Here is a 26,759-nt window from a genome sequence, read left to right on the forward strand (position 1 = left end):
TCCCTGCCTAAATTGTCATACGCTAGGTTTGCAGGGGAACTTTTCGTCTATCTGCTTATTCTATAAATTCGTGCTTTTCATAATTCATAAAATTTCTCCGGTTCATCACATAAATAACTGACCGGAGAAATATATTGTAGATATAATGAAGTTAAAGATAACTAGCCTATATTTCAATCGAATTATCAGGAAAAACCATATATCAATGCTTTTGAAAAATGCACTGTTTTCGATAACACTATGTTTTAAAGCTTATAGGCATAGGTTTTACTACTTCCTTATAAGAATTTACCATAAGCTTACAATATCTTAAATATCCATGCCGGAATTGTGTTTTTATACAGAATTTAAAATAAAATAATAGGCCTTCCATTTTGTATCAATGCAAATTGTCTATGCTGCAAAACAGCTTTTTATTCTTTAGATTACGTCCTTTTTGTCATATTTTACTAAAATCCTGCCCCTTAAAATCAAATAATTTAATTTAATATGTATTTAAAGCACTTTTTTTATTTTATAGTTGCTTTTTTGTGAAATTGAATATAAAATATCTCCTAAGGACTTTTTATACAATATAATATTGCCTAAAATCATTTCGTCCTTATCTAAGCTTCTCTTTATCAATAGTAATTCTTGTTAAAAATATTATGGTATTTTTAATTTCCTATGTTTATTTATCCAATTAGTTCGTTTTCTTCAATAATATAATATTGTTTGATTTGATTATTTTTTAAGAGTAATAGTATTTTGTTATAAATATTAATATTACCCTTCAATTTAACTATAATAAGGCTGAAGTTTTTCCTTGATTATTCATAAATATTATGCTTTAATATATACATAGTTTTTGCCTATGTTAATTATTTATATCTTTTTCAATTATCGTCCACTTGTTTTTATCACATACGTACATTGGTTTTGGTTTAGTTACTGCTGCTTTGTATTTCAGCTTAAAAATCATATAAGGTTTATGTATAAATATTATATTATTTATGCATATTGTTATGATGTGTTTAAGCTTAAATATATGCCGAAAGGCAAATCATTTTTATGATTGGGGAGGTTGCTTTACAATGACAGAAACAAAAAAAGGACTTTTTAGCGACTGGAAGGTGCATCTTTTATGTATCGTTCTCGTTATAGTCGCAGAATTCATCGGGAACAAAAGATTTGCTTTTGAAATCGGAAGCTTTCCAATGAGTTTTACGCTTCTGCCTATGCTTTACGTTCTTATCATAGGACTTATCCTCGGCGGATTTAAACTCATCGATCAAGAAAGCATGAAAACCGCGTCGCCTTATATCGGAATATCCGTTATGTGGCTCATCGCTAAAATGGGCGCTCAGATCGGTCCTAATATTGAGCCGGTTCTTGCCGCGGGTCCTATCCTTATCCTTCAGGAAATAGGTAACCTTGGACCAGTATTCTTTTCAATGCCCGTCGCCGTATATGTGTTTAAAATGGGTAGGCAGGCCGTCGGCGCCAGTTTCTCCATATCCCGTGAGGGCGGTATCGCCATCATCGGCAGCCTTTACGGTCTTGACTCTCCAGAAGGTCAGGGTGTTATGGGTGCTTACATAACAGGTACGGTTATCGGTACTATATTCAATGCAATCATGGCTTCCGTTCTTCTTGCAACAGGTGTATTTAGCCCTGAAGCTCTTGGTATGGCCGCCGGAACAGGTTCCGCCTCCATGATGGCTGCCGCTCTTGCTCCTGTAGTTGAGGCATTCCCTCACATGGCTGACGAGCTTTCCGCTTATGCTGCTGCAAGTCAGGTTCTTACAGCCTTTGACGGCCTTTATATTAACCTTTTCGTTGCTCTTCCTGTAGCTAACTGGCTTTATAAAGTTTGCGGCGGCGCCGAAAAACACGCTGCTAACGAAGCAAAGAAAGCTGCGAAAAAGGCAAGAGGTTAATTGTCTTACTATTATTGGATATGGAGGTTAAAAAATGGGTAACAATAAAGATGATAAAGTTAATGCCCCGAAGGACAGAGACTATACATTAGAAGAATTAAAAAAGGCCACCATTAAAGATTCTGATGCGTTTCAGGATGAATTTGAAATGGTTGCTGAAGAAGTAGAGCTTAAGGCAGGCGTTGACGAAAAAGAGCTTTGGATAGTTAGAATTAAGGTTCTTCTTTTATCAGGTATTTTCGCCATGATAGGAAATTATATAAATACCATGAAATCAGGAAACCCTATTTCTCCTATTGAAATACTCCCTGCCATGCTTGCTATGTTTGTAATTATCATTGTAAGCTGCTTCCTTGATGACTTCTTAAGAAAAAACACTAAAATCAGCTTACCTACCATCGTTTATATTTCTCTTATTGCTATGATATTAAGTATCCCCGGCGTTCCTTTCTCAGACGCTTTCGTTGAGGGAACAAACAAAATAGGCCTTCTTCCTTTATGTACGCCGATTCTTGCCTATGCAGGTATTGCTTTAGGCAAAGACCTTGACGATTTCAAAAAGCAAGGTATCGGTATTGTTGTAGTTGCATGTATGGCCTTCGTTGGTACTTATGTTTCTTCAGCAATCGTATCCGAAGTTCTCCTTAGACTTTTCGGAAGAGTTTAATATTAATATTCAAAGGCGGCTTAAGCCGCCTTTTTTAATTTCTTTGTTATGCAGTTAATTTCCTTTTATTCCGAAGGAAATATTTGAACTGAGATGGTTTAAAATAAGAGAAAAGCAATAAGAATTTTGCTACGCAAAATACCGTAGAATTAAAATACCATAAAGAGTATTTTAATTCCGCCAGGACTTTCCTTTTTTATTTGACCATAATGCGATTTCATATTAAATCAAGTATAGAAAGCAAAAATATGTCTTTGGGATATGCTGAGGGCAATGCTGCCAAGCAGCGGCTCTGCATTACCTATGAAAACAAACAGTAATAGGAACAAGTATAGGAAAAATAAAATACTGCAAATAAACCTTATATTTATTGTGCGTATAAAATAAGAATTAAGCTGTTTATGGCATAAAAGAACGATGCCCACCTGCAGAGCTCCTAGCATTACATAATCCTTTATTATCTTCCTGCTTAGGGCCAGCGCTTACCATAAAATTATCTTTTTATTACCCTATTTAATTTTCTACCCTTTTATAAATTTAATTATTTTCTTTTCTTCCGCTTCGGGATTCAGGATTCGTATTTGACTCCGTATTTTTTCTTCCGCCTCTTGAGGAATTATTTCTGTCGCCTTTTGGAAAATATCTTCTCCAAAAAACCGCTCCGTTGTACAAAAGACCGTGGAAGACCAGCCGTATTCCTCTCCCTTTTTCGATACCTTCTGCTGCCTTCCGCACATGGTTATAAACATTTTCATTTGAAGCTCCGTTATGGCGGCATCGAATTTGCTTTTGTCTTCTTTTCCAAATCCCCCAAGGGCCTTAATGCCATGAAGCGGCAAAGCCTCATATTCAGAAATAAATTCATATATTTTCTTAGCCATATTACTTACAAGACCGTTTTCATAACTCTCTGAAAAATCCATGGACTGCCTTCTAACTGCCAGAAAATAAGGATACCATTCTTTCGTTATGTAGCCGCTCTTTTTAAAAAACACTTTTCCGTAGGCAATGTCTTCTCTTTCGTCTAAAACCCGCATTCTCCATTCCCATGGGTCTGTTTCACTGTCTCCCGTATGCCATTTTACAGGAGTGTCATAGGGCGGATTTTCGTCCCAGCTCCAAGGGATTATAGTATATATGCCCTCACCTTTTCCGCCTCCCATAGAAAAGCCCGCTTTCTCCAAGGTTTCTATAAAATCCCCGTAATTTTGTATCTGCCTTTTTGTAAAATCCATAGATGGCCCTCCCATATATATTTAATAAGATAATCCTTATATCTTTTTTATTTCTCCTTAGGGCATGAAATCCAAACAAAAATCTATTTTGCTGTAAAATCGTGACTTCTTCATCGAAAATACTCGAAATGGCCCTGATATGTTTGCGTTTTTCTTCTCAGAACTTTTGCTTCGCAAAAGCCTGAGTATAATGCCAAAGGCATTATACTTAACGTCCGGTCTTCTCTCCGGTTTTACTCGAATTCACATTTTCTTGCAAACAATGCATTTTCAGCTTTAAAGCTGAAAATGTATTTCTGCTGTAAAATAATAAATAAACTTTAATTTATATATTATTTTTAGCGGTTTGACTATTTTCAAACACTGCCTAGTATAGATAAATATTAAAATATCTTTATCAAATTCAAATAAACCCTTGCTTTAAAAAGATTTATAAGCTTAAAGTTCTATTCTTTGCCGCAAGAACACTTTTCTATGGCTTTTGAAAAAACCTTCTGCAAAGCTTAATTTATTTTACTTTCCTTTTGGCGAAATTCTCCGGGAGACAGGCCTGTTGATTTATGAAACTGAATATAAAAGGAAGACTGGTTTTTAAAGCCGCTTTCCATGGCAATATGAAGAATATTGCTTTCACTCTCTAGAAGAAGCTTTTTCGCATGGCCTATACGGAGCTCATTCAGATATTCCGAAGGGGTTTTTCCGTAATAATTATGGAATAAGCGTATCATACGGTTACGGCCGATACAAAGCTTTTGCATCTCTTTTTTTAACATATCTGCGTCTGTAAAGTATTTAAGGCATATATCTTTTATTTTTCCTGCTTCTTCCTTTTGGGTCTGAAATTCCGGAAGATCGGGACGGCATCGCTTACAGGGACGAAGGCCCGACCTTTGTGCTTCCTCCAGACTATCGAAAAAAAGAACGTTTTCCATTTTAGGGCTTTTTGATTTGCAGGATGGGCGGCAAAAGATACCCGTGGTCTTTACCCCATAGAAAAACTTTCCGTCGTAGGATGCATCACAGGCGATAGAAGCCTTCCATTTTTCTTCCTTCGTCACGGTCCCTCGCCTCCTTTAATAGATTCGTTAAGGCTAGCCTTAGCTGCTGCTGTTTTATAATAAGTTTTAATGGCCTTATTTATAAAAATATATTTAATAGATTGTATAAAGGGGTAACTTAAACTTCAAAAACTATATTTTATCTATAATAACAAGACTTAAATAAAAGCTCATATTCTGGAGTAGGAAAAGATAAAAAAACAGAATTCTACCCAGCAGGCTTTGCAAATATTCGCAATTTACCCTGATGATTTACCTAATGATAAATATCTTCAAAGTATTGCTCAGCTTTCAGCTTATTTTTTCTTTGCAGAAGGCGGGCGGTTTTTCCCTCTTTTGATATTAATTTCAAGTTCCTGTAAAACTTCATAGGCATTATGAACTTCATCAAGAACACCGGAAAGCTTATGAGAAGGAATTCTTTCGGATAAAACCTCATCTGCGGCTTTTCTATAGTCGGCCTTATGCCTGGCATTAATTTCGGTCCAGTTAACTTCCCTGAAATACCCTATTGTCTCCGTATTATAGGGAATTTTCCCTTGAAGCATTAATACTGCGATGATAGGGTATCCGGCATATCCTTGCCAATAAGTTCCGTTATCGCTTGAAGTATAGGTGTTTTCATTCCACGTAACTATATAGGTTTTGGAACGGCTTGAGGAAAGAACCTCTCCCTGATTTTCAAAAATTGCAATACGACCATCTGCAATAGCACTGTAGGCCTCATATATTTTTTCAATCGGCGGCAGTTTATCCATAGGGCTTCCTCCATAAATTCATATTTTAAATTTACTTAGTACATACTATACTATTTTTATTTTATCCTGTCTTCCTGTTTTTCACCTTATAATTTTATCACATTTTCTATGATTCCCATAGATATCGTGAAATAGCCTTAAGGGTAGTAACAAAATCCTATTTTTCATAGACGGCTTAATATACTAGAAGATCTTTATTGACTATAAGAGGACATTCACCTGAAAACACTTTTACAGCTTCACTACAAATGTTTTTAGGTTCACTAAATATAAAATATACGACTTTTGTTCCTGTGATTAAACTATTCTACTATAAATGAAATCTAGATTGCTTTCCAAGCCAAACTGTTATTTACTTAGTTTCAAGGCCTTTATAAAGCATATTTGCCGTATGCTCTAGGCTTGCGCCTATTTATAATTAATAAAAGCCATAGGATAAATTATCCTATGGCTTTTATTAATTATAAACTTAGATTTTTCTTATACATTTCCCGAAGAGAAACGTATTCATGTCATTCTCTTACCGTAAAAAGTGCATATTGCTCATTTGCACCGAAGGTGTATATTTCTTCCCACTCGATATCGTTTAAGTCCATATATTCTTTAAACTCGGCAGGCTCTTTGCCTTTGATTATTGCACAATACCCGCAGGAGGAACTTAAGGCCCTGGGAACAGGCACTATTTTGCATTCCATCTCCTTGTCTTTCATTATTTTATCAAGATATAATGCTGAGCTTACAGAATGAAAGGTGATTAATACATTCATTAACTTAATACCTTTATGTAACAGCCGTCTTCTTTTTCCTCTATGGCAGTTTTTCTGCCGGCCCCTTCAATAAGGCCAAGTACATTATCTCTTGCGTTAGGGGAGCTTACGGCTATAGTAAATTCTTTACCGGAATATTCTTTCAATGCGTCTTTCGCCATTAAAACAGGCTCAGGGCAGGAAAGCCCTCTTGCGTCTACAAAATTCTCCTTCATTTAATTAACGCTCCTTTTCCGTATATTCATAAATGCGATTATGCTTACAAATAAAATGCCTATGATAACAGCTATCTGTCCGTTTACAGGAACCCCTGCTGGGGATGCTGCCAAGCCGAAGTTATGGGCAGTTGCTCCCCCTAAAAGAAGACCGGCAAAGCAGATTGCGGCGTCGGCGTTTCCTTCTCCCGCCATAATCGTCTGTCTTAAAGGGCAGCCGCCTAAAAGCGTTGAACCGTAGCCAACTAAAGTCATGCCGAGGAAATTCCATACAAAACTCGTATGGGCTATGGGCTGTTCAGCAAAACCAAGCTTAAATTTGCTTAAAGCTATATTTGCCACAAGCGCTACCGCAAAAATAGCAAGATAGCCTAAAGCCATGGAAGGATTTTTAATCAGTATAAGGTCGCGTATTCCCCCTGCCATACACATACGGCTTCTTTGAGCAAGAGCGCCTACTGTAAGGCCGGCTAAAAGGGCTATTATAAGAGGCGCATGCATGGAGCCGGGGCCTTCTTCGCTGAATTTAATAAATGCAGGTCTTGCTATTAAAAACACAAGCAAGGCTACTGCTATGGCAGGCATAATATATCCGCTTACTGCAGGCTGGTTTTGCGCTCTGCCAAGGGAAAAGCCTTTTTTAAGGAAATATGCTCCCACAGCTATGCCAAAGGTAAATCCTGCAAGGCCTACAAGGGCATTAAGGTCGCCTCCGGCAAGCCTTAAAACCATACGGAGCGGACAGCCTAAAAATACTAAGGCCCCTATCATGACAAAAAAGGATACGGAAAACCGTACAAAAGGTGCGGAACCTCCTGTGGGTTTAAATTCCTTCCTAAAAAGGGAAAGCAGAAAAGCTCCCAAAATAAAGCCTATAATCTCAGGTCTTATGTACTGAACATTGGCCGCGGCATCGAGGCCTAAGGCGCCTGCCGTATCTCTTATGAAGCATGCTACGCAGATACCCATATTCGGCGGATTACCCATAACGGTAAGAATAACAGCTAAAAGGCCGATAACTCCTCCCGTTAAAATAATAAGAGTAAGATGTTTCTTATTATTCATTTAAAACTCCTCCTATAAAATATATTTACAGGACGAATTATAACATATGCATAATATCTTATCATTATATAATGCCCGTTTGTGCATTTTATATATTTATGGCGTTTTGTTCTAACTATAATATTTTTTTATACATTTCGGCAAATGCAGCTTTCCTCATGATCATTTACCATGCCGATAGCCTGCATATAGGCATAGATGATTGTAGAGCCTACAAAATTAAAGCCAAGTTTTTTCAAATCCTTAGATATTCTGTCGGAAAGCTCTGTTTTGGCAGGAGCTTCTTTATAGGATTTAAAATGATTGATTATAGGCGTATAATCAACGTATTTCCATAAAAAGTCATCTAAAGTGAAGCCCTCTTCCTTAAGCGCCATATATCTTCCGGCATTATTGATTGCAGATTTTATTTTAAGCTTGTTTCTGATGATACCGGGGTTATTCATAAGTTCTTCTATTTTTTCTTCTTCATAGCGGGCAATTTTTTCGGGGTTAAAATTATCGTAGGCCTCTCGCATGTTCTCTCTTTTTTTGAGAATGGTAATCCATGAAAGCCCTGCCTGCTGGCCTTCAAGAATAAGCATCTCAAAAAGCCTGTTTTCATCGTGGAGGGGTCTCCCCCATTCTTTGTCATGATAATCCACATAAATCTGCTCGCTTCCTGCCCAGCCGCACCTTGAACCTTTTTCACACATAAAAGTCCCCCTCTTCCTCTGCAATATAATTTCTTTATGATTCTCGTCCTGTTTGCTTATACTCTATAACATTATAATTTAAAGAGAATAAAATATACAGAGGTTTTATTTAAGATAAAAAGCTATTGCATAATCCTATATTTTAAAAGGTATCCTGTATAGCTGCTTTACTTCTATTCTTCCCTGTCACCGCCGCCTGAGACGGCACGAAATAAAATAAAAGTAAATTGGTAAGAGTCTTTTTAAGTCCCCCTACTATAAGAGACATTTGTTTCTATGAAAAAGGTTTTTTATAAAATAAAATCGATTTTTGCTTTCAGGGTATGCCCTTATAAAAAGTATTCATGAATACTTTAATTGTGGTATACTATATCCATAGTATAAACAAAATTAAGCAAGCTTAATTTTGTTTACGAATACATTTTCAAAGGGAAATGTATTCGCAGAACTTACATATACAATATACATTAACTTATTGGAGGTTATCTTATGAATAAGCCTATTATAGGCATTCTTGCAAGCTCTAGTCATATGCCGGCAGGGGATTTCGGAAGCATCTGGAAAATAACGCTTAATAAGGCCTACTCCGATGCAATATTAAATAACGGAGGCATTCCTCTGATTATAAACCCGTCTTCCGATTTTGAGGTTTTAAGGCCGCTTTTAGATGTATGCTCGGGCCTTTTATTCCCCGGCGGCGAAGATGTTGACCCTGCCTATTTCAATGAAGACCCTCACCCCCTTCTCGGTGTTATCCGGCCGGAGATTGACGAATTTTCCTTCGTCTGTGCAAAATATGCCTTTGAAAAACATATGCCCATTTTAGGCATATGCCGGGGAATGCAATTATTAAACGTTGCAAAGGGCGGAAGCCTTTATCAGGACCTTTCCTTAAGGCCTGTTGAAAATATACTTCATGCGCAGAGTTATAATCGTTCTTACCTTGTTCATAAAGTAGATATAAAGGAGCATACTCTGCTCCATAAGATATTTAATAAAAATACTATATCTGTAAACACCATGCACCATCAAGCCGTAAATAAGCTGGGAGAAGGCCTTATTATATCTGCAGTTGCCCCGGACGGCATTGCAGAAGCCATTGAAAGCCCCTGCGGAAATATTTTAGCCGTTCAGTGGCACCCTGAGGAGCTTACGGTTTCCGCTCCTGAAATGAATTTGCTTTTTAAGCATCTCATTGAAAAAGCGAAGGAATTCAATAACTAAATTTAAAGTTCAATCATAACAAAACCGTGTATTCACTTGGGCTTAAAAATGTACCGTTTTTGAAGGAAATCCGTGTTTTTATACTATGCGAACTTGCAAAAGGATGCAGGCGCAGGCCTGTAAATCTTTTTTAAGTGAGCGTTTTCTTATCATTATCAAACTTGTTTTTTATGTTGGTAACGATGAGTCTATAGTGAATGGGCTTTTGTTACTTCTTTAGAAGAAATCTACTGCAATTCCCATAAGGAGGAATATCATGCTCTATCTAAACCAATTAGATTATCCTGAAATGTATTACCCCACCAATGCAAAAGAAGAAGGCGGATTGGGCGAGGGAAAAAACAATGTTAAAACTGCCGGCTGCGGCCTTTGCAGCCTTTGCATGGTGGTTGAAAATATGACCCTGAATAAATTTCCTTTGGAAGAATGCCTTCAAATGTCTCTTGAGCTTAAAGCAAATTTAGACCCAGGAACAAATCTTAAAATTCTTGCCCCTGCCGTGGCAGAAAAATTCGATTTAGCCTATACTACAACAAGCGATGAAAATGACCTCTTAGACCACCTTCGCTCCGGGGGCATGGCTATAGCAAATACCGGCGGCGACAGGGAAGGCTATAATGCCGTATTTTCCCATGGGGGCCATTACATAGTTCTTCTTTCCTGCAAGCAAAATACTGTTTGCGTCCTTGACCCTTCCCAGAAAGAGGATAAATTTGAAACCCCTGAAAGAAGCACTAAGGTTACAGTAAAAGGGAATTTCATTTATACGGATATAAGCGTTTTAAAGCAGGATACATCCAACAGGACCCCTTCCTTTTATCTTTTTGCAAGAAAGTAAAAAACAATCCCCCTGTGAAGGCCTTTTATGCCTTCACAGGGGGATTTATAATAAGGTTTTAATCCTCTTTATTTTGACGTAAGAGAATAAGGCATAAAGCCTCTTGATATTAGACTGCCTTTGCAAATCAGAAAACCGGTCGGATTTTTGCTTGAAAAATGAAAGTTTAAGTAGGGCAGTTAAGAGACTCGTTCGGATTAAAATACCCGGAAAAATGTTTTAATCTTACGATATTTTGTCAAGCAAAACTTTTGAGAAAAGGCGCAGAAATGCTCTTTAAGTTTTTTCCTTCCCTCGGAAGAGAAAACCGCTTTTATAAAAATCTATTGAAAGCCTATTGGATTTCATATTATGCAAATAAACCAAGGTTTGAAATTTGCAAACAGGCTGCAGAGTTTTAAAATGTAATTTATGTAAGGCCCTAAATGCATTGTTTTATCCGATGCAAACACAGCCCTAATCTCTTTTCCATGTTTGATATTTAATCAAGGTTTTTTTCATTGCCTCATTTGCAAAAACCCCTTATAATTATTATACCGTTTTGAAATTTAAAGATTATGCCGTATTTTATAATAATCTTTAAACTATAGTGAAATAAATTAATTACCGTAACAAAAACTGTATATTTTATACTTAAGGAATCTGAAAACACTTACAGTGAATCTAGGTGGACGTTTTCTCATAGCTAATAAAGAGCTTTTCATCTTTGTTGATTATGAATGGATTAATATAGGGTTTTGCATAGTTAAACCTTTTATAAAAAATAGGTTTTTGTTCCTGCCTTAATCTTATTTTACTGTATATCAATTCAAAACTTAACCAATATTTATAAAAATGTATTCAGGCGTATCTAAAAGGCCAAAGCACTATATCCACCCTTCAAAACTTAAGGGCATAGTTTCAAAACATAATTTATACAGGAGTGAATCACTTGAATCAGAAATTATCCTTTTCATCTTACATTGCCGTAGGCTCTATGCTTTTCGGACTGTTTTTCGGCGCCGGAAACCTGATATTTCCCGTTTTAATGGGGCAGCAGTCGGGAAGCCAGGTATATATAGCCTCTATGGGCTTTATCATTACTGCGGTGGGACTCCCCTTTCTGGGCGTCGTTGCAATGGGCTTTTCTCAAAGCAGCGGCCTTTTTGAGCTGGCAAGCAGAGTACATCCCTATTATTCCTATGGCTTTACGGTTCTTTTGTATCTTACTATAGGGCCTTTTTTCGCTCTTCCAAGAACAGCTACGGTTTCTTATGAAATAGGCCTTGCTCCTTATATCCCTGATAATTACAGGGCATTTGGCCTTGCGCTTTTTACTTTGCTGTTTTTCGGCGGGGCATTGTTTTTTTCGTTAAGGCCCAACAAAATATTAACATGGGTTGGAAAAATACTAAATCCCCTTTTTCTTGTGTTTTTAAGCTTTTTAATTATTGCAAGCCTTGTGTTTCCCATGGGAAGCACAGCAATGGCCCCTGTTCATGAAGCATATGCCAACGCCTCATTTTTCAAGGGGTTTACGGAAGGCTATAATACCATGGATGCTTTGGCCGCCCTTGCCTTCGGCATAATTGTTGTGCAGAACATAAAGGCCCTCGGCGTTACAGACCCTAAGGGCATAGCTCTTGGAACATTAAAAGCCGGCATTTTAAGCGTAATACTTATGAGCATTATATATCTTTTTCTTGCGCTCATCGGCTCAACAAGCACAAGCATCATGGCGCCTGCCCCAAACGGAGGAATCGCCCTTGCTAAAATAGCGAATCATTATTTCGGCGCCTTCGGAAGCATTCTCCTTGCCGTAATCGTTACCCTTGCCTGCCTTAAAACTGCTATCGGCCTTATAACCGCCTGCTCTGAAACATTTCAGCAGATGTTTCCAAATACCCTTAGCTATAAGGCCTATGTAATACTATTTACTGCATTTTCATGTCTTGTAGCAAACATTGGCCTTACCCAGCTGATAGCCCTTTCCATACCTGTTTTAATGTTTATTTATCCTCTTGCCATCGGATTAATAATACTTGCTTTAATTTCTCCCATTTTTAAAGGAAGAAGATGCGTTTACCTTTCCGCAACGCTCTTTACCATGTTTGTAAGCATTGCAGACGGCCTTAATGCCATGCCGGAATTTATAAGAAACACGTCCTGGGCAGATGCTATCATAAATTTTTATAAAAATTGCGTGCCCTTTTTCAATTTGGGCATGGGCTGGGTAATCCCCTTACTTTTAGGAACCGTTACAGGAATTATAATCTCGCATTTTCTGCCGGAAAAATCATAAGATATTGAGATACAAAAAATAGCTTAAATAGAATATTCAGACTTGTTCATATCCCATACCAAAGGCTTTTTTAATCAAAATATTAAGATTGAAATCATACGCTACCTTTTAAAACCAAATTCCATGAAGGAGGATTTATATGGAAAAAATACCGAGTTTTACCGTCAACCATCTTGACCTTTTACCTGGAATATATATTTCCAGAAAAGATACCGTAGGAAATACTGTCATAACCACTTTCGACCTTCGTTTTACAAGGCCTAATACAGAGCCTGTAATGAATACAGCAGAAATACACGCCATAGAACATTTGGGGGCAACTTTTTTAAGAAATTCTTCCTTTAAGGACCATATTGTATATTTCGGCCCTATGGGCTGCCGTACAGGATTTTATCTTTTGCTTAAAGGCGATTTCAAGCCCATGGATATTGGCAGCCTCCTGAAGGATATGTGCGGTTTTATCATGGATTTTGAAGCGCCTATCCCCGGAGCCTCCCCCAGAGACTGCGGAAATTATCTGGACCTTAATCTTCCCATGGCAAAATATTATGCTAAAAAATATATGACGGAAGTGCTTCAATGCTTAAGCGAGAAAAACACCGTTTATCCTGAATAGGAATAGGTATGCTTATTAAACTGAATCTTTTATGACAGAAGGGTAGCTTTAGGTAAAGCTAAAGGCCTATCTTCCCTTGCCCGTAAATTAAAAACACCGCAGGCTTTGTTAAAGTGCCTGCGGTGTTTTTAATATGCCTTTTTGAAATTCATACAAACCTAAAGGTAGGAGAGCTTCCGCCCTTACCTTTGCCAAATATTATACCCTCTTCTTTAAGCTATCGGCCCTTATAATTCCAAAATCCCTTTTTGTCTCATTGAAATTTAAGTATAATATTTGGAACCCTTACAAATTACTTTTAATAACACAGCACTCTATCTCTTCTCCTTTGGAGTTCCCTTTTATTTTAAAGTCGCTTAATAGCTATTCCCTTATTTCTTTTTCGGCCCTTATAAGCAGCATCATCGGCCGGCGCATTTCGTCAGCCATCCCTGAAAGATTTTGCATATCCTCTTCCGGCATAGCTTCTTCAACAGCCTTAATATTAAATCCGGCATTAATAAGGCCCATTAAAATCTGGGTTAAAGTGTGATGCTGTTTTATGATATTTTGCCCAAGAAAGCATACTGACCTTTCCCCCGGATAAAAATAATTATCAACAGGCCAATATTTAGGCTTTCCGTCGGAATCATAAATCCAGTCTTGGTTTATGCCTGATGTGAAAACTGGGTGTTCGATATTAAGAAGAAAACTGCCCTCTGGTTTCAGGGTCCTATACACCTTTTTAAAAATTGCATCCATATCTGCGACATAATGGAGTACCAGATTAGAAATCACACAGTCATATGTGTCGGCAGGATAGCTATAATCATCAAGGCCTCCTACCTGATAGGTAATTTCAGGGCTTAGATTTATCTCCATGGCTTTTTGAATCATTTTTTCGCTTAAGTCAATTCCCATTACCTCTTTTGCCCCGCATGCTACGGCATATTTACAGTGCCAGCCATAGCCGCACCCAAGGTCAAGAACATTTTTATCCTTTAAATCGGGAAAGTGGGCTTTAAATTGGTGCCATTCGCCGGCTTTGGATAATCCCCCTTGGCTTCGGGACATATTAGCATACTGTTCAAAAAAATTCTTATCGTCATAAATATTATTCATATTTTCACCTTATTCATTTTTTATATGTTCTGCAGATTTTAAGCAGATACTTGAAAAACATCATGAGCTGTTTTTATAAACTGCTACTTCCAATGGACATTCGCCGTGAAAAACCGGATTTGTTCCATATCCAAAATTTCCTTGTAAGTTTATTTTTAGACTCTCAATGATGCATAGGCTTTCTATGGAGATGCAGTGAACTTTGCCTTTGTCCTTTAGATACCCTATAATTAAAATTTTTATTTCAAAAGTCTTGACCTAAACCTTACTTTAGGTTCTATTATATATAATATAAATTCGTTTTACTTCTGTCAAGCTTCGTTAGACCTCAGAAAAAGGAAGCTTATATTTTTAAAATGAACCTTTCCCCAAAACTAAGGTTCTTTAGGAAATTTTATCAGCTTGCATTTGTCAAAATACATGCAGAACGTCAATTCAGCTGGAAAGACCGGTATTCCATACCGGCTGCTGTCCATTGACAAGGATAGTTTCTTTACTCACACAGGCAATAGCTTTCTTAGGTTATAGATAAATAATATATACAATCAATAGGAGGAATTGAAAGTGTTTAATATGTATGTACCTACCCGTTTTATATTTGGAAGCGGCCGTTTAAAAGAACTTCATCAGCAGAAGCTCCCCGGAAAAAAGGCCATGGTTGCCATATCCAACGGCAAATCTGTACAGGAAAACGGCACTCTGGACCGCACTTTATCAGAGCTTAGAAAAGCAGGGATTGAATCGGCTGTATTTAGCGGCATAGGGTCAAACCCTACAAAATCTGCTGTTATGGAAGGAGCAAAATTTGCCCGTGATAACGGCTGTGATTTTATTCTTGCCTTAGGTGGTGGGAGTGTTATGGACGCTTCTAAGGCTATCGCCATGATGGCGGTAAATGACGGTGACCTGTGGGATTATGTTGGCGGAAAAACTGGAAAGACCCTCCCTCTAAAGAACGACCCTCTTCCCATCGTCTGTATTACAACAACTGCCGGAACAGGAAGCGAGGCTGATCAATGGGGAGTTGTAACCAATGAGGAAACCCATGAAAAAATCGGCGTAGGAGGATACGATTCATCATTTCCTGTACTGTCCATTATTGACCCGGAGCTGATGGTATCGGTTCCCCCTAAGTTTACTGCTTATCAAGGTTTTGATGCACTTTTTCATGCCACAGAAAGCTATGTCTCTGCTTTTGCGAGCCATATGAGCGATATGTATGCCCTTACAGCAATCGAAAATGTAGGAAAATATCTTCTTCGTGCTGTTAAAGGCGGAAATGACATAAAAGCACGGGAAGGAATGGCTTTTGCCAATACTCTTTCCGGCGTGGCAATGACCATAAGCGTCACAACCGCGGAGCATTCTTTAGAGCATGCCATGTCCGCCTATCACCCTGAGCTTCCTCATGGTGCAGGACTGATTATGATTTCCAAAGCCTTTTATGAATTCTTCATTGAAAAACATGCTTGCGATGAACGCTTTATCCGTATGGCCCAAGCCCTCGGCATGAAAGATGCTTCTAAGCCTTCGGATTTCATTACCATGCTTGTGAAATTGCAGGAAGATTGCGGCGTATCAGATTTAAAAATGAGTGATTATAATATTACCTCCGATGAGTTTGACAAGCTTGCCCTCAATGCCCGGGAAACTATGGGCGGGCTCTTTCAAGCCAATCCTTGTGAAATGACCCATGAGGACTGTGTGGCAGTTTTTAGAAAATCCTATCGTTAACATTAAGAAAAAGATACGGAAATAAGTCATTAACTCTCAGAATACATCAAGCAGAAATAATGCTATAAGAAAATTTAAAAAGCAGAAAATCAACGGCAAGGTTACAGTTGATTTTCTGCCTTTCTTATTTTACGAGATGCTGTCTGTTATGCTGACAGGTATCAGATAATAATTTAAGAAAAACAAGCCTTCGACAGGAGGCCTGGATTTAATAGGCTTCAAATAAAACCGCGCTGTCATGTTTATAAAATGGCATATTATACTGGTGGCTATAAAACAGAATCTTCTATAAAAATTACTGCTGCTCCTGAAAACTTTTCATAGGCTATATAATTTCTTAGATAAAATCATTATAATTTATACCTCATTTCCAGGGGAAAAGCATCCGTAGAGAGAATAAAAGATCCGTTCTGTGCTTTATCATCTTCGCGCTATATCCGTTTCTCCCGTGAAAATAGTAACTTTATTTTTCCCTGCGCCTTTAGAATGATACATTGCGGCATCTGCCTTTTTAATAATGCGGATTATGGAGTTTGTTCCAAGAATCAGGCTGTTGGCTATGCCGATGCTAAGGGTTAGCCTTTGATTTTTGGCATAATGGCTAATGTCCATATTGTTCACGCGAATGCGGATATCTTCTGCAAACCTATAGGCATCATCAATAGATGTGTTTTCAAGTAAAATGATGAATTCGTCACCGCCGAACCGAAATATTTTAGAATCCCTTGGAATACTTTCTTTGATGCATTGAGCAAGAAGCTTCAGTATTTTATCCCCCGCTATATGTCCGTATGAGTCATTTATAGATTTAAAATCATCAATATCAATAAATAAAAGGGAAAACTCATTTCCCGGATTATGAGTATTGTTTTCGTAGCACTCGATGCAATACTGCTTTGTATAAAAGCCGGTTAATGAATCTGTAATGGATTTTTTAAGCAGAAGTTCCTTTTCCTTTTTTAAACTTGTTACATCGACAAGTCTCATAATCTTTACCGAATTGCGGTCTTCCGGGTCAATGGGGTATTGTGTGATAGAAAGCTGAATTTCTCCTTCTTCTGCAGAAAAGGCGGCTTCATGCTGGCTGTAGTTTATATCAAAATTATAGGCCGGAATATAACAGGCTACCATGTCTCCCATTTCAATATCATCATTTCGAAGAAGCCTTTTTGCAGCATCATTTATACATATAATTCTGCGGTTTTTATTAATTAGAATAATTGCCTCCGGAGAGCTTATTAAAAGTTTCCGGTAAATATATTCCGACTTCATATTCAGAAACTTATACTTCATAATAGAAATAAATATAAAGACAACAAAAATAAGAATTGCCACATACATAAGCCCGGGGCCAATATGAACTTGAAAAACAGCCGGGAGTACATATTCAGAAATAACGCTTAACAGACCCGCGAAACCCATTCCCCAAAAAGTGTATTTCAGCTGGGCCTTTTGCCGCTGATCCTTTGACGAAAGATATTTTTTTACCACAAGAAAGAGCGCATAAACGGCAGGTATCGTAAAGGTTGCGGACATCAAAGGGGCCACTACCGGCAAGGAAAGCCGCCAAAATGTCGGTTCGGAATAATCCATAGGGAAAAGATAGCGAATAAAAATAGTCAAGGTATTGATTCCTACCATGATATAAAAAAATATATCCAGCTTTTTTTCAATTAGCTTATAGCTAAACAGCAAAAAAAGCACGGAAAGATTCATCATGCTTAGCCAATAAACCGTTTTTAGTGCAAGCCCTGCAAAGGAGCTGTCACTATAGGCATTACACATACTCAAAATCATCCACAATATAACAAGGCTCATAAAATACAAAAATGTCTGATTCACCTTGTCATTGCTCTTATTTAAGTAAACAAAGGTCCAAATGAACATCATTATGCTGTAAATGATTGCAAAAATTATGAATTGGAGCATGGAGCCCTTACCCCCTGTATTTTATGCAGTTTATATAGATATTGGCATGCAGCTAAGGTCTTTGTCTCTTAGGCTATTATTAATAATTTTAGAAATTCAGGCTGAAGCATCATTTCCAAACACAGGGTCATAAATATGGTTTCCTGTTTAAAATAATCCATATCAATAATTAACTTTAAATTTACTAAACATTAAAGAACAATTGCCATATTTCTCTATACCTGCAAAATCGTGAAGTTTAGCCGGAAAGAAGCATGCCGCATAAATGATTACAGTTATACTGCTTAGTATACCATTAATATACTCATTTGAATATGTAAAGTAAATAATAGGGATTATAAGAGCCGTTATAGGCTTGGGAAGATAAAGCATGTTTACAGTCAATATAAAATAAGCATTCATATAATACATAAAAGCCTTGAAATAGACTTGCTTTTTACTAATTTCATGGAACCGCTTCTTCTTTCTATACCGCTTAATTATATTCATACTTAAGGTGTCTTTAAAAGCTTGAAATTTTGACATGCCCTGCCTCTTGTAAGAAAGAACCCTTTTTAATATGAAAGTGAAACCGTATTTTTGCGTTGCCTCGAAAAGATCTGCCTTCCGAAAGAAAACCATGTTTTTAAGGCTATCGTAAATAGGTATTTTTCCCTCTTTAATAAGAAATTTACCATAACAAACATCTTTTTATCTTTGTTCACTGCGAGAGAAAAGCAAATTGACTATGGACTATTTCATATGAATTTAAGTATAAGCGCCTTCGCAAAAATATCCACGTTCCGAAAAAAATCCATGTCTGTGAGCAGTAAAAGCAGTAAAAAAAGATGGGAATTTAGAGAACAGGATAGCTGTGGCTCAAAGATAGTCTATGAAGATACAGCTTCCTTTTTCGTATTTCTCAAATAATTCCCACCTTTAACCCCTTGAAAGAAAACCGCACCATCGCCTGTAAGTCTCTTTCAAATGTATATCTCCTTAAAAAATGATATAAGCTTCTGGCAATATCATTTTTAAAGGTCATTTTGTATAAAATATATGTTTATTTTTCATATAGGTTCGCACTTTTCATACTGTATATGTAAAATTCCATACTGCGTGTCTATTTTATAAAGTTCTTTGGTTTTAATACTTTCCTAAGGAAAATGAGGTGTCAGGCAATAGCTCTTTTAAATCATGAAACTTACTTGATAGTGGTGTTTCAGTAAAATAATCTTTTGCCGGATTTCCGGCGAGCCTAAACCTTCCAACCTCCTGGCGTAATGCTGCGGCCTGAGCAGACATTTCCTCGCTTGTGGCAGAGTTTTCCTCTGCTGTTGCAGCATTCGTCTGTACGACGGCTGAAATTTGAGAAAGCCCCTGCCTGATTTGCTCGATAGCATCTGCTTGCCTTGAGGTCACTTCTTCTATCTTTGCAAATCCTTCTGTTACCTTGACGGATTTTTCTCTTGCACCGTGTAAAATCTCCGCTGTTTGGGCGGTAACTCTAGTACCTTTTGCAACAGAAGAAACCGACGCCTGAATCAGCGTATTTGTTTCCTTGGCGGCTTCCGCAGACCTTGCGGCAAGGGAACGGATTTCGTCTGCTACTATGGCAAAGCCCTTTCCGGCAGTTCCTGCACGGGCCGCCTCTATGGCTGCATTAAGGGCAAGTATATTCGTCTGAAAAGCAATATCCTCAATAACCTTTGTAATATTAGCAATCTTTTTAGAAGCTTCACCGATGTCTGCCATTGCCTTGGTAAGCTCTTCCATACGCTTATTGCCTTCCTGCAGGCCTTCATTTGACTGCTCAATATATTCAGCAGAGGCATTGACAATTTCCAAGTTTTCCACCGATTGCTCTGAAATCCTTTCAACAGAAGCAGAAAGCTCTTCTATGGAAGACGCCTGCTCATTAGTGCCTTCCGCAAGGGCCTGGGCTCCGGCGGATACCTGGTCTGCTCCTGTGCTTACTTGTTCGGTGGCCATGTTAATATTGCTCAAGGTGCCGTTTAAAGAGGAGATAATCGTTTTAAGGGCGTGATGGATTGGGGCAAAGTCTCCTATATATTCCATGTCGGCCTTTAAATTAATATTGCCTTCGGCAATTTGGATAAGCTTCTCGGAAATATCGCTGATATATTCCCTCAATGTGGTCCGGGTATTATGGATAGAATAAACCATCATACCAATCTCAGAGCTATCAGATTCAAGAGAAAAATCGGAAGATAAATTGCCCTTTGAAATCTCCTGCATTTCTGCTTCCACAGCCGCAATAGGGCGCAGTATCTTTTTTCCCATCATGCGAAAGGTTAATATTTGTATTGCACCAACCATCAAAATCATGGCAAAGGTAGATATCTCCAGCATAAGGTTAATACCTGTAAGCCTATGAATCTCATTGCTTGTGCGGGTATCCAGCATATTAAGGAAATCTTCCTTGATTTCACTGATTTTTTTAATAGCGGCGCTATACTCGGCACCGTAAACATACTGAATGGCGTCGTCCATCTGTCCTGCGCCGGCGTCTTCCATGGCCTTTTCTTCCAAAGGTACAAGTTCGTTTGAAAGGGCGGACATTTCGTCAATTTTTTGCTGCTCTTCAGCCGTAATGCCTATCTCCTTCATATTGTAAACGCCTATGTCACGGTTTTTCAGGTTTTGAATTTCATTATAGTAATTATCCTTATGCTCCTTATTGCCGGTTGCAGCATAGGCACGCACTTCATTAGTCAGATATGCCGAGCCGTTCATAAAGCGGTTCGCATTTTGGGTAAGCGTAAACTTGTCTTCATTTGCCTTAGAGATACGTGCGTTCATCTGAAATACAAAGAAAAAGGAAATTACAACGCCTAAGAGCATAAGCACTGCGCTGCCACTCAGAATATAAGTTAAAGTAGATTGTTTCATTGCTTTTTTCATAAAATACAGAACCTCCTTTGGATAATAAAAGTCCTTATTATTTATTTGCTTCTATCAATTAAAACAAGGTCCATAAACTCAGAAGCAGTGATTTTAACAGGCATCATTCCTTCTTTATAAAATATCAGGTAATCTCCGTCTGTCTCCACACTTTGAAATAATGCCTCATCAATAAGCATTCCAAATCGTGCAGTATTTAGCTTAGGACGAAAATCAAAACGGATAATCGAGCCTGTCTCCATAATTACCTCCAGATGATGCGCCGGCATGGCGCGTACGCTTCTGAAATAGCTGCCTTTCTTTTTTTGCCCTATACTCAAAATCTTTGCCTCCTTCCATGACTGTACTTATTCGCTTTGAAATAGGCTCTTTATTTTAAAGTGAAATAAGTTTTCTTAATATTAATAGTAAGATATGCCTATTGCTAAACTTCTGTTTCTTCCTTTCAGAAGGCAAATCGGCAGACAGCAGCCGGGCTTGATTTAAATATGAAATTTATAACAGAAATATTTCCTTGCTTCATTCTGTAGGATTTCTAAAAAAGGCCTTATTCTTAAAACAATCTTTATAATATCAAATTCTTGCCGGATATAATCTACCCCAAGAGATTAATCAGCACCTGAGGAATATTCTCCAATGATGCCTGCATCTCCACGCCGCCGATATCAAAGGCGACCTTCGGCATACCATATACAATAGATGAGGCTTCATCCTGCCCGATGGTTCTCCCGCCTTTAGACCGAATAGAAAGAAGCCCTTTTGCCCCGTCATGGCCCATGCCCGTAAGCAATATACCAATAGCGGAGTTTCCTGCTTCTTTTGCCACAGACTCAAAAAGGACATCTACCGAGGGGCAATGTCCGCTTACCTTATCCCCCTGAACACATTCCACCTTATACCGTTTACCGATTTTTCTTATTTTCATATGCCGGTCCCCCGGTGCAATAAGGACCTTGCCCTCCTCCACATAATCTCCGATTTCTGCTTCTTTAACATGAAGATCAGTCTGATTATTCATTCGCTCTGCAAACATTCTTGAAAATATTGGAGGGATATGCTGCACAATTACAATGCCGGGAATCCCAGAAGGCAAAGACTTGAGTATGCTGAATATGGCCTCTGTTCCGCCGGTGGAAGCACCTATGGCTATAATTCGCTCCGTATTATTAAGCATATTGCCTGAAACCTTTACAGAGGCCGCTGCCAGCTTGGCAGGCGGAGATTTTACCGCGGCCGCCGCCTTTATTTTTTGTATTAAATCTGCGGCAAACCGCTCGTTATCCTTTGACTGAACGCCGGGCTTTTCAACGAAATCTACAGCCCCTGCCCCCATAGCCTCAAAAACAGCACTATTTATGGTGCTTACCATAATAACAGGGAAAAAATGCCGCGGCAGCAGCCAGCGCAGAAAATCTATTCCGTTCATTTTAGGCATTTCCACATCACAGATAATCACATCGGGAACCGTCTCTATAATTTTATCCCTTGCCTCAAAGGGGTCTGATGCAACAGCAATTACTTCTATCTGCGAATCTGAGGAGAGAACCTTGACAAGCATTTCACGGAACAGCAAACTGTCGTCAATTACCAAAACTTTAATATTCTTTAGCGTATACATATGAATCTACTCCTTTCTGTATACGGCAGGCATTACATATTTATACCGTGTCCTATCACGGTTCAGGCTTTCCGAATGGCCTATAAAGAGAAAGCCTCCCGGCTCAGTAATATCATAAAGACGCTCTGCAAGCCTTTCCTTCGTCTCATTATCAAAATAAATCATAACATTTCGGCAGAAAATAACATGCATTTTTCTTCTGAAGGGAAATGTATGGTCCATAAGATTAATACTGCTGAAAATTACCTCGTTTCTGATTTTTTCCGATATAATATAATTTTCGCTGTCATGATTTTTAAAATACCGCCTTATCCAGCTTTCCGGCAGGTCCTTAATCCTCTCGCTGCTGTAAATGCCTGCCTTGGCAACAGAAAGAACCGCCTGTGAAATATCCGTAGCTAAAATTTTCGTATCCCAGCCTATTTTTGCCGGCCCAAAGAATTCATCTATAATCATTGCCAAGGTATACGGCTCTTCTCCCGAGGAGCATGCCGCGCTCCATATCCTTAGATCTTTATCCCTTACAGTTTTTGACAGATAGGGCAGCACCATATCCTTGAAATATTGAAAATGCGCCGGCTCCCTCATGAAAAAGGTATGGTTTGTTGTAATTTTATTCAGCATAACAGATGCCGCCTGCCCCGTTTTATCGCTCTTTACATAATGCATATATTCTGTCAGGCTTTTAAAATTCAGGCTTGACATTAAATTGCCCAGCCTTCCTTCAATCAATGTCTTCTTTTCATCTTTGAAGTAGATGCCGTAATTGGATTTTATATAATCGGCAAACTGCCGAAACTCCTGTTCCGTTATTCTTACCATATTTTTACCTGCCTTTAATAATAAGGGAAGCCTTATCACAGGTTATCCCCTCTCTTTGATTTTCAATTGCCCATTCTTAATCCGAAAAATAGTATTCAGCCTATTTAAATCCTTAATAATTAATACTTTCTAAGGTCCATATTGTTTACCATAACTTTTCTTATTAAATTGATTCTTCCTTATGCTCTCCGGCATCGGCTAAGGCCGTTTCAAAAAGGTCTAGTCTATTGGGGCTTTCTAAAAAGATGTGCTTATTCTTTCCATATTTTTTAATCCATTTACCGAATTTGTATAGGCAAAGCTATAGGTGCTTCCCATATGGGTCATGCTCATAATGCCTGCAGCACCTATTACACCGGCTAGAAACCCAGCATTTTTGGCACTGATTTTTAAGTTATTAAACCATTTTCCCATTAAGATATCCTCTGCCTATTCAATGATGCTGTCAATCGTTTTAGCCTTAGAAATAAAACGTCTTAAATTTACTATGCTTATATCCTTTACATAAATATTCCGTTGTATAGAATCATACAACGGAATAAGGTTCTTGTCTTACTACTTTCAGTAGGAAATTACATTTTTCGTCAAAATTTTCTTGCTATCAATTCACTTCTGGAATGAATTTCAAGCTTGCCGTATACACTTCTCAAAGTAGATTTAACTGTTGTTTCGGATATATAGAGCTTAGCAGCAATCTCTTTTGCGCTCATCCTATCTTTTGCAAGAAGGGCAATTTCTCTTTCTCTCGGGGTTAAAAGGGATTTATCCCCAAGAAATGCCTTCTTTATTATGCTTATGCCTTTGGCTTGGCGTTTACAAAGGGTCATTAAATCTGTAAAGCTTCCCTGCTCCCCTCGAAGGGGCCTGCCTATGGGGCTTTTAAGCGCCTTTTCATAAGGCAGTAGAGTTCTATCCAAGGCCTTCTCTTCATGAAAACTATATCCATTCAGCCCTAAAAGTAAATCTCCCATGCATTCATGGTCTGCAAAAGGCAGATAAACCTGATCTATAAGAGCCATGTCAGCGGCCTCTTTAAGATAGCCAAGGGCTTTGGTGGTATTTCCATTGTGATAGACCGCAACTGCAAGAAAAATCAAATAATATACCCGAGGCATTCTATATTTTGCATTTCCGCTGGAATTTTCGAGGATATCCAGTGCAAAAAGGCTGGCTTCACAAAGCTCATTATACCGCTTATCCGCCAGCAGAAGCTGGAAATACAATACTCTTGCAAAAGGAACAACGGGGGCGTATACGGACTGCTCTATGCTCTCCATACTGTAAAGCCACGGAGCAACATGGTCCTTTCTGCCCAGCAGCAGGCTTATCATAGACATGCATAAATCTACCATTTTGCAAATCGGCAGCTCTGGATTTTTCTCTCCATACCCTTGAATATTTTTAACTGTAGCTAAAAACTTTTCCGTATCCCCCCGCAGAATAAAAATTCGCGCAAGATTAAATTCTGCATAAAGGCTGATGCTTGTCTGCCCACAGCTGCGAGCCTTATAAAGAGATTTATGACAGAGAATCTCCGCCTCGTCATCATCTCCTTTTAAAAGCATGGCCTCTGCCCATACCAAATGGCTGAAGCCGGTTCCCTTGCCTTTGCTGTATTTGCGGTACAAAGCCCTGATTTCGTCCATGGTCTTTAATGTTTGGTTCAGCCCGCCGGGTTCACGCCAGAACATTCCTAAAGCAGTAGGAAAAACAGACAGCCACTGGGTACTCTCTTTAAGCATATAAGAATGGGCACCGAGCATCTCCCATGCATCACCAAGGCTCCCTTTCATTTTAGAAAGATCATTAAATTCACCAAACGCCTTTAAAATGATAAACTCTCCGGTAAGCTTCTGAATCTCCTCTTTTGTCATATCCCTTTTTTCTTTCAGAACCTTTCGTAAAAGCCTGCAAAGCCTTTCATAGGTATCATAATAGTCGTTTAGAAAAACATAGTACCCAAAAACAATCATGGTAAAGGGATACTTGCATAAGGTATCTTCCGAGCATTCCCCAATGATTGCCTTGATGAATTCTGCCTGGCACTTTTCCTTTTGCTTTTCAATATAAGCTCTTGTAAAGGGTAAGGATAAAAGCCCATCAAAATCTCCTACTTTATAGAAAAAACGGGCGGCGATACAATACTCTCCCTCTGCGGCACAGGATATACCTGCTTTATGTAATATATGGTCCTGGTACTCCTTGGGCATATGATAGTAAAATCGATTTCTCAAATAATCAAGCAATATACTATGAATGATAAAAAGGCGCTTATCCGGTATAAAGCGTATGAAGTCGCTGGTCCTAAGGTCTTCTTCAATTTCAACGGGAATGACGTTTTCGTCAACCATTGCCGCCGCCTGCTGAGCCGTAAAGCTGTCAAAAACCGATACTGTAAGCAGAAAATCCTGCTCCGTAGGCTTAAGGCGGTTCCAGACGGCAGTTTCTACCAGATTCTCAATACCGGCTGAGCAAACTAAAGCGCCTGTTTCCTTAAAGTGAATCATCTGAAGCCGAATAGCCGCTACCCAGCCTTCCGTAGTTATGAATATGTTTTCAATCTCTTCTTCCGTAAGGCGAAGACCCTCCATGCGAAAGAAAGCAGCAATGCCTTCCCTGTCAAAAAAGAAGGAGGGCCCCTCAATCATATAAATATTGTTATTATGTATGAAAGGCTGCTGCCTTGATTTAAGCTGCTGAGTAATAAATATCATATGCAGCTTGGCACATTCATGCATGGAAAAAGCATTCATCAGCTCCCGGTGAATACTGCAGTTTAGAAGATGGTAATTATCAATTACTAAATAAGTTTCTTCCTCACACTGTATATTTCTAAGATAAGATGCAATATAAAACAATGTGTCTATGGTGGGGGGATTCAAATCCTTAAGATCGTCTGCCACCTGCCGGTTTAGATTTGAAAACAGCTCACAAATGCTAATCCATGCCGTAGAAGCGGATTCTCCCAAACAGGTATACCATATGCAGGAAGCCTTTGAAAGCTCATTTTTCAAATACTCTCTTACAGCCGTCGTTTTCCCAAAACCCGACGGTGCTTCAACCACAGTCAAAGGATATCGTGATATCTGGCTTAACTGTCTGTTAAGCTTGTCCGAAAAATAGTATTTATTCTGGTTACTGATTCTTGCGCTCATCTCATTCCTCCAATTCCCATGGGGGAAAATTTCATGCAGCTCGTAGAGTAATTTTTCGTTTTGATGCTTTTATATCAAATAAACTTAAAGAGCATACAGCGCAAGTCATAAAAGCAATAGATTGCCATTTTTAAGTCTCTGTATACTTAATTTAAACC

The 26,759-nt window shown here is 38.5% G+C and carries 22 protein-coding genes; 7 read left to right on the plus strand and 15 right to left on the minus strand.

What is annotated here, in order from left to right:
* The first annotated feature begins 1,073 nt into the window (after positions 1-1,073).
* Together NBX03_RS14305 and NBX03_RS14310 are read left to right on the plus strand one after the other, a co-directional pair.
* Complete coding sequence (locus NBX03_RS14305; RefSeq protein ID WP_250228449.1) at positions 1,074-1,919, plus strand: DUF3100 domain-containing protein; 846 nt, start codon at positions 1,074-1,076, stop codon at positions 1,917-1,919.
* 34 nt (positions 1,920-1,953) lie between these two features.
* Complete coding sequence (locus NBX03_RS14310; protein ID WP_250228450.1) at positions 1,954-2,586, plus strand: hypothetical protein; 633 nt, start codon at positions 1,954-1,956, stop codon at positions 2,584-2,586.
* 521 nt (positions 2,587-3,107) lie between these two features.
* Here NBX03_RS14310 and NBX03_RS14315 read toward each other — a convergent pair.
* From NBX03_RS14315 to NBX03_RS14345, 7 genes are all read right to left on the minus strand, one after another.
* Entirely contained in the window at positions 3,108-3,821 is a 714-nt protein-coding gene (locus NBX03_RS14315; protein ID WP_250228451.1) for an AlkZ-related protein, read from the minus strand.
* Between the two features lie 503 nt (positions 3,822-4,324).
* Complete coding sequence (locus NBX03_RS14320) at positions 4,325-4,879, minus strand: bifunctional transcriptional activator/DNA repair enzyme AdaA (RefSeq protein WP_250228452.1); 555 nt, start codon at positions 4,877-4,879, stop codon at positions 4,325-4,327.
* A 296-nt stretch (positions 4,880-5,175) separates the two neighbouring features.
* Entirely contained in the window at positions 5,176-5,637 is a 462-nt protein-coding gene (locus tag NBX03_RS14325; protein WP_250228453.1) for a hypothetical protein, read from the minus strand.
* A gap of 512 nt (positions 5,638-6,149) precedes the next feature.
* Positions 6,150-6,404, minus strand: a complete 255-nt coding sequence (locus NBX03_RS14330) for a DUF3343 domain-containing protein (protein WP_250228454.1) — start codon at positions 6,402-6,404, stop codon at positions 6,150-6,152.
* On the minus strand, positions 6,404-6,619 hold the full coding sequence (locus NBX03_RS14335) for a sulfurtransferase TusA family protein (protein ID WP_250228455.1): 216 nt from the start codon (positions 6,617-6,619) through the stop codon (positions 6,404-6,406). Before NBX03_RS14335 ends, NBX03_RS14330 begins: the two co-directional genes overlap by 1 nt.
* Positions 6,620-7,684 (minus strand): YedE family putative selenium transporter, encoded by a 1,065-nt coding sequence (gene yedE, locus NBX03_RS14340; RefSeq protein WP_250228456.1) that lies wholly within the window; start codon positions 7,682-7,684, stop codon positions 6,620-6,622. It lies immediately after the preceding gene.
* A 128-nt stretch (positions 7,685-7,812) separates the two neighbouring features.
* Positions 7,813-8,379, minus strand: a complete 567-nt coding sequence (locus NBX03_RS14345) for a DNA-3-methyladenine glycosylase I (protein ID WP_250228457.1) — start codon at positions 8,377-8,379, stop codon at positions 7,813-7,815.
* A 489-nt stretch (positions 8,380-8,868) separates the two neighbouring features.
* On the opposite strand from NBX03_RS14345, the gene NBX03_RS14350 reads away from it, so the two are divergent.
* The 4 genes from NBX03_RS14350 (at position 8,869) to NBX03_RS14365 (ending at position 13,338) form a co-directional block, all read left to right on the plus strand.
* Positions 8,869-9,603, plus strand: a complete 735-nt coding sequence (locus tag NBX03_RS14350) for a gamma-glutamyl-gamma-aminobutyrate hydrolase family protein (protein ID WP_250228458.1) — start codon at positions 8,869-8,871, stop codon at positions 9,601-9,603.
* Between the two features lie 256 nt (positions 9,604-9,859).
* A complete protein-coding gene (locus tag NBX03_RS14355; protein ID WP_250228459.1) occupies positions 9,860-10,441 on the plus strand; it encodes a cysteine peptidase family C39 domain-containing protein in 582 nt (193 codons plus the stop codon).
* 931 nt (positions 10,442-11,372) lie between these two features.
* Positions 11,373-12,722 (plus strand): branched-chain amino acid transport system II carrier protein, encoded by a 1,350-nt coding sequence (gene brnQ / locus NBX03_RS14360; protein WP_250228460.1) that lies wholly within the window; start codon positions 11,373-11,375, stop codon positions 12,720-12,722.
* 139 nt (positions 12,723-12,861) lie between these two features.
* Positions 12,862-13,338, plus strand: a complete 477-nt coding sequence (locus NBX03_RS14365; protein ID WP_250228461.1) for an S-ribosylhomocysteine lyase — start codon at positions 12,862-12,864, stop codon at positions 13,336-13,338.
* A 363-nt stretch (positions 13,339-13,701) separates the two neighbouring features.
* On the opposite strand, the gene NBX03_RS14370 is transcribed toward NBX03_RS14365, so the two are convergent.
* Positions 13,702-14,439 (minus strand): class I SAM-dependent methyltransferase, encoded by a 738-nt coding sequence (locus NBX03_RS14370; RefSeq protein WP_250228462.1) that lies wholly within the window; start codon positions 14,437-14,439, stop codon positions 13,702-13,704.
* Positions 14,440-15,012: 573 nt separating this feature from the next.
* Here NBX03_RS14370 and NBX03_RS14375 point away from each other — a divergent pair.
* On the plus strand, positions 15,013-16,173 hold the full coding sequence (locus tag NBX03_RS14375) for an iron-containing alcohol dehydrogenase (protein ID WP_250230289.1): 1,161 nt from the start codon (positions 15,013-15,015) through the stop codon (positions 16,171-16,173).
* A 420-nt stretch (positions 16,174-16,593) separates the two neighbouring features.
* Here NBX03_RS14375 and NBX03_RS14380 read toward each other — a convergent pair whose 3' ends face one another.
* The 7 genes from NBX03_RS14380 to NBX03_RS14410 all read right to left on the minus strand — a co-directional run bounded on the left by NBX03_RS14380 (position 16,594) and on the right by NBX03_RS14410 (position 26,601).
* A complete protein-coding gene (locus tag NBX03_RS14380) occupies positions 16,594-18,102 on the minus strand; it encodes a GGDEF domain-containing protein (RefSeq protein ID WP_250228463.1) in 1,509 nt (502 codons plus the stop codon).
* A gap of 1,125 nt (positions 18,103-19,227) precedes the next feature.
* The gene (locus NBX03_RS14385; RefSeq protein ID WP_250228464.1) at positions 19,228-21,006 is read right to left on the minus strand and encodes a methyl-accepting chemotaxis protein; all 1,779 of its coding nucleotides are present in this window, start codon (positions 21,004-21,006) and stop codon (positions 19,228-19,230) included.
* 41 nt (positions 21,007-21,047) lie between these two features.
* Positions 21,048-21,326, minus strand: coding sequence for a hypothetical protein (locus NBX03_RS14390; RefSeq protein ID WP_250228465.1), 279 nt, complete (start codon positions 21,324-21,326; stop codon positions 21,048-21,050).
* A gap of 275 nt (positions 21,327-21,601) precedes the next feature.
* A complete protein-coding gene (locus NBX03_RS14395; protein WP_250228466.1) occupies positions 21,602-22,624 on the minus strand; it encodes a protein-glutamate methylesterase/protein-glutamine glutaminase in 1,023 nt (340 codons plus the stop codon).
* Between the two features lie 6 nt (positions 22,625-22,630).
* Positions 22,631-23,446, minus strand: coding sequence for a CheR family methyltransferase (locus NBX03_RS14400; protein WP_250228467.1), 816 nt, complete (start codon positions 23,444-23,446; stop codon positions 22,631-22,633).
* A 237-nt stretch (positions 23,447-23,683) separates the two neighbouring features.
* Positions 23,684-23,860 (minus strand): hypothetical protein, encoded by a 177-nt coding sequence (locus NBX03_RS14405; RefSeq protein ID WP_250228468.1) that lies wholly within the window; start codon positions 23,858-23,860, stop codon positions 23,684-23,686.
* A gap of 170 nt (positions 23,861-24,030) precedes the next feature.
* The gene (locus tag NBX03_RS14410; RefSeq protein ID WP_250228469.1) at positions 24,031-26,601 is read right to left on the minus strand and encodes a helix-turn-helix transcriptional regulator; all 2,571 of its coding nucleotides are present in this window, start codon (positions 26,599-26,601) and stop codon (positions 24,031-24,033) included.
* Between the last annotated feature and the right edge of the window lie 158 nt (positions 26,602-26,759).

This window comes from Anaeropeptidivorans aminofermentans (assembly GCF_940670685.1).
GTDB classification, from domain to species: domain Bacteria; phylum Bacillota; class Clostridia; order Lachnospirales; family UBA5962; genus Anaeropeptidivorans; species Anaeropeptidivorans aminofermentans.

Coding starts and splice junctions, on each gene's coding strand:
- NBX03_RS14365 (WP_250228461.1), top strand. CDS start 12,862: ATGGAAAAAATACCGAGTTTTACCGTCAACCATCTTGACCTTTTACCT.
- NBX03_RS14325 (WP_250228453.1), bottom strand. CDS start 5,637: ATGGATAAACTGCCGCCGATTGAAAAAATATATGAGGCCTACAGTGCT.
- NBX03_RS14405 (WP_250228468.1), bottom strand. CDS start 23,860: ATGGGAAAATGGTTTAATAACTTAAAAATCAGTGCCAAAAATGCTGGG.
- NBX03_RS14380 (WP_250228463.1), bottom strand. CDS start 18,102: ATGCTCCAATTCATAATTTTTGCAATCATTTACAGCATAATGATGTTC.
- NBX03_RS14350 (WP_250228458.1), top strand. CDS start 8,869: ATGAATAAGCCTATTATAGGCATTCTTGCAAGCTCTAGTCATATGCCG.
- NBX03_RS14395 (WP_250228466.1), bottom strand. CDS start 22,624: ATGTATACGCTAAAGAATATTAAAGTTTTGGTAATTGACGACAGTTTG.
- NBX03_RS14400 (WP_250228467.1), bottom strand. CDS start 23,446: ATGGTAAGAATAACGGAACAGGAGTTTCGGCAGTTTGCCGATTATATA.
- NBX03_RS14315 (WP_250228451.1), bottom strand. CDS start 3,821: ATGGATTTTACAAAAAGGCAGATACAAAATTACGGGGATTTTATAGAA.
- NBX03_RS14370 (WP_250228462.1), bottom strand. CDS start 14,439: ATGAATAATATTTATGACGATAAGAATTTTTTTGAACAGTATGCTAAT.
- NBX03_RS14310 (WP_250228450.1), top strand. CDS start 1,954: ATGGGTAACAATAAAGATGATAAAGTTAATGCCCCGAAGGACAGAGAC.
- NBX03_RS14375 (WP_250230289.1), top strand. CDS start 15,013: ATGTATGTACCTACCCGTTTTATATTTGGAAGCGGCCGTTTAAAAGAA.
- NBX03_RS14305 (WP_250228449.1), top strand. CDS start 1,074: ATGACAGAAACAAAAAAAGGACTTTTTAGCGACTGGAAGGTGCATCTT.
- NBX03_RS14330 (WP_250228454.1), bottom strand. CDS start 6,404: ATGAATGTATTAATCACCTTTCATTCTGTAAGCTCAGCATTATATCTT.
- NBX03_RS14335 (WP_250228455.1), bottom strand. CDS start 6,619: ATGAAGGAGAATTTTGTAGACGCAAGAGGGCTTTCCTGCCCTGAGCCT.
- NBX03_RS14410 (WP_250228469.1), bottom strand. CDS start 26,601: ATGAGCGCAAGAATCAGTAACCAGAATAAATACTATTTTTCGGACAAG.
- yedE (WP_250228456.1), bottom strand. CDS start 7,684: ATGAATAATAAGAAACATCTTACTCTTATTATTTTAACGGGAGGAGTT.
- NBX03_RS14345 (WP_250228457.1), bottom strand. CDS start 8,379: ATGTGTGAAAAAGGTTCAAGGTGCGGCTGGGCAGGAAGCGAGCAGATT.
- NBX03_RS14385 (WP_250228464.1), bottom strand. CDS start 21,006: ATGAAAAAAGCAATGAAACAATCTACTTTAACTTATATTCTGAGTGGC.
- NBX03_RS14355 (WP_250228459.1), top strand. CDS start 9,860: ATGCTCTATCTAAACCAATTAGATTATCCTGAAATGTATTACCCCACC.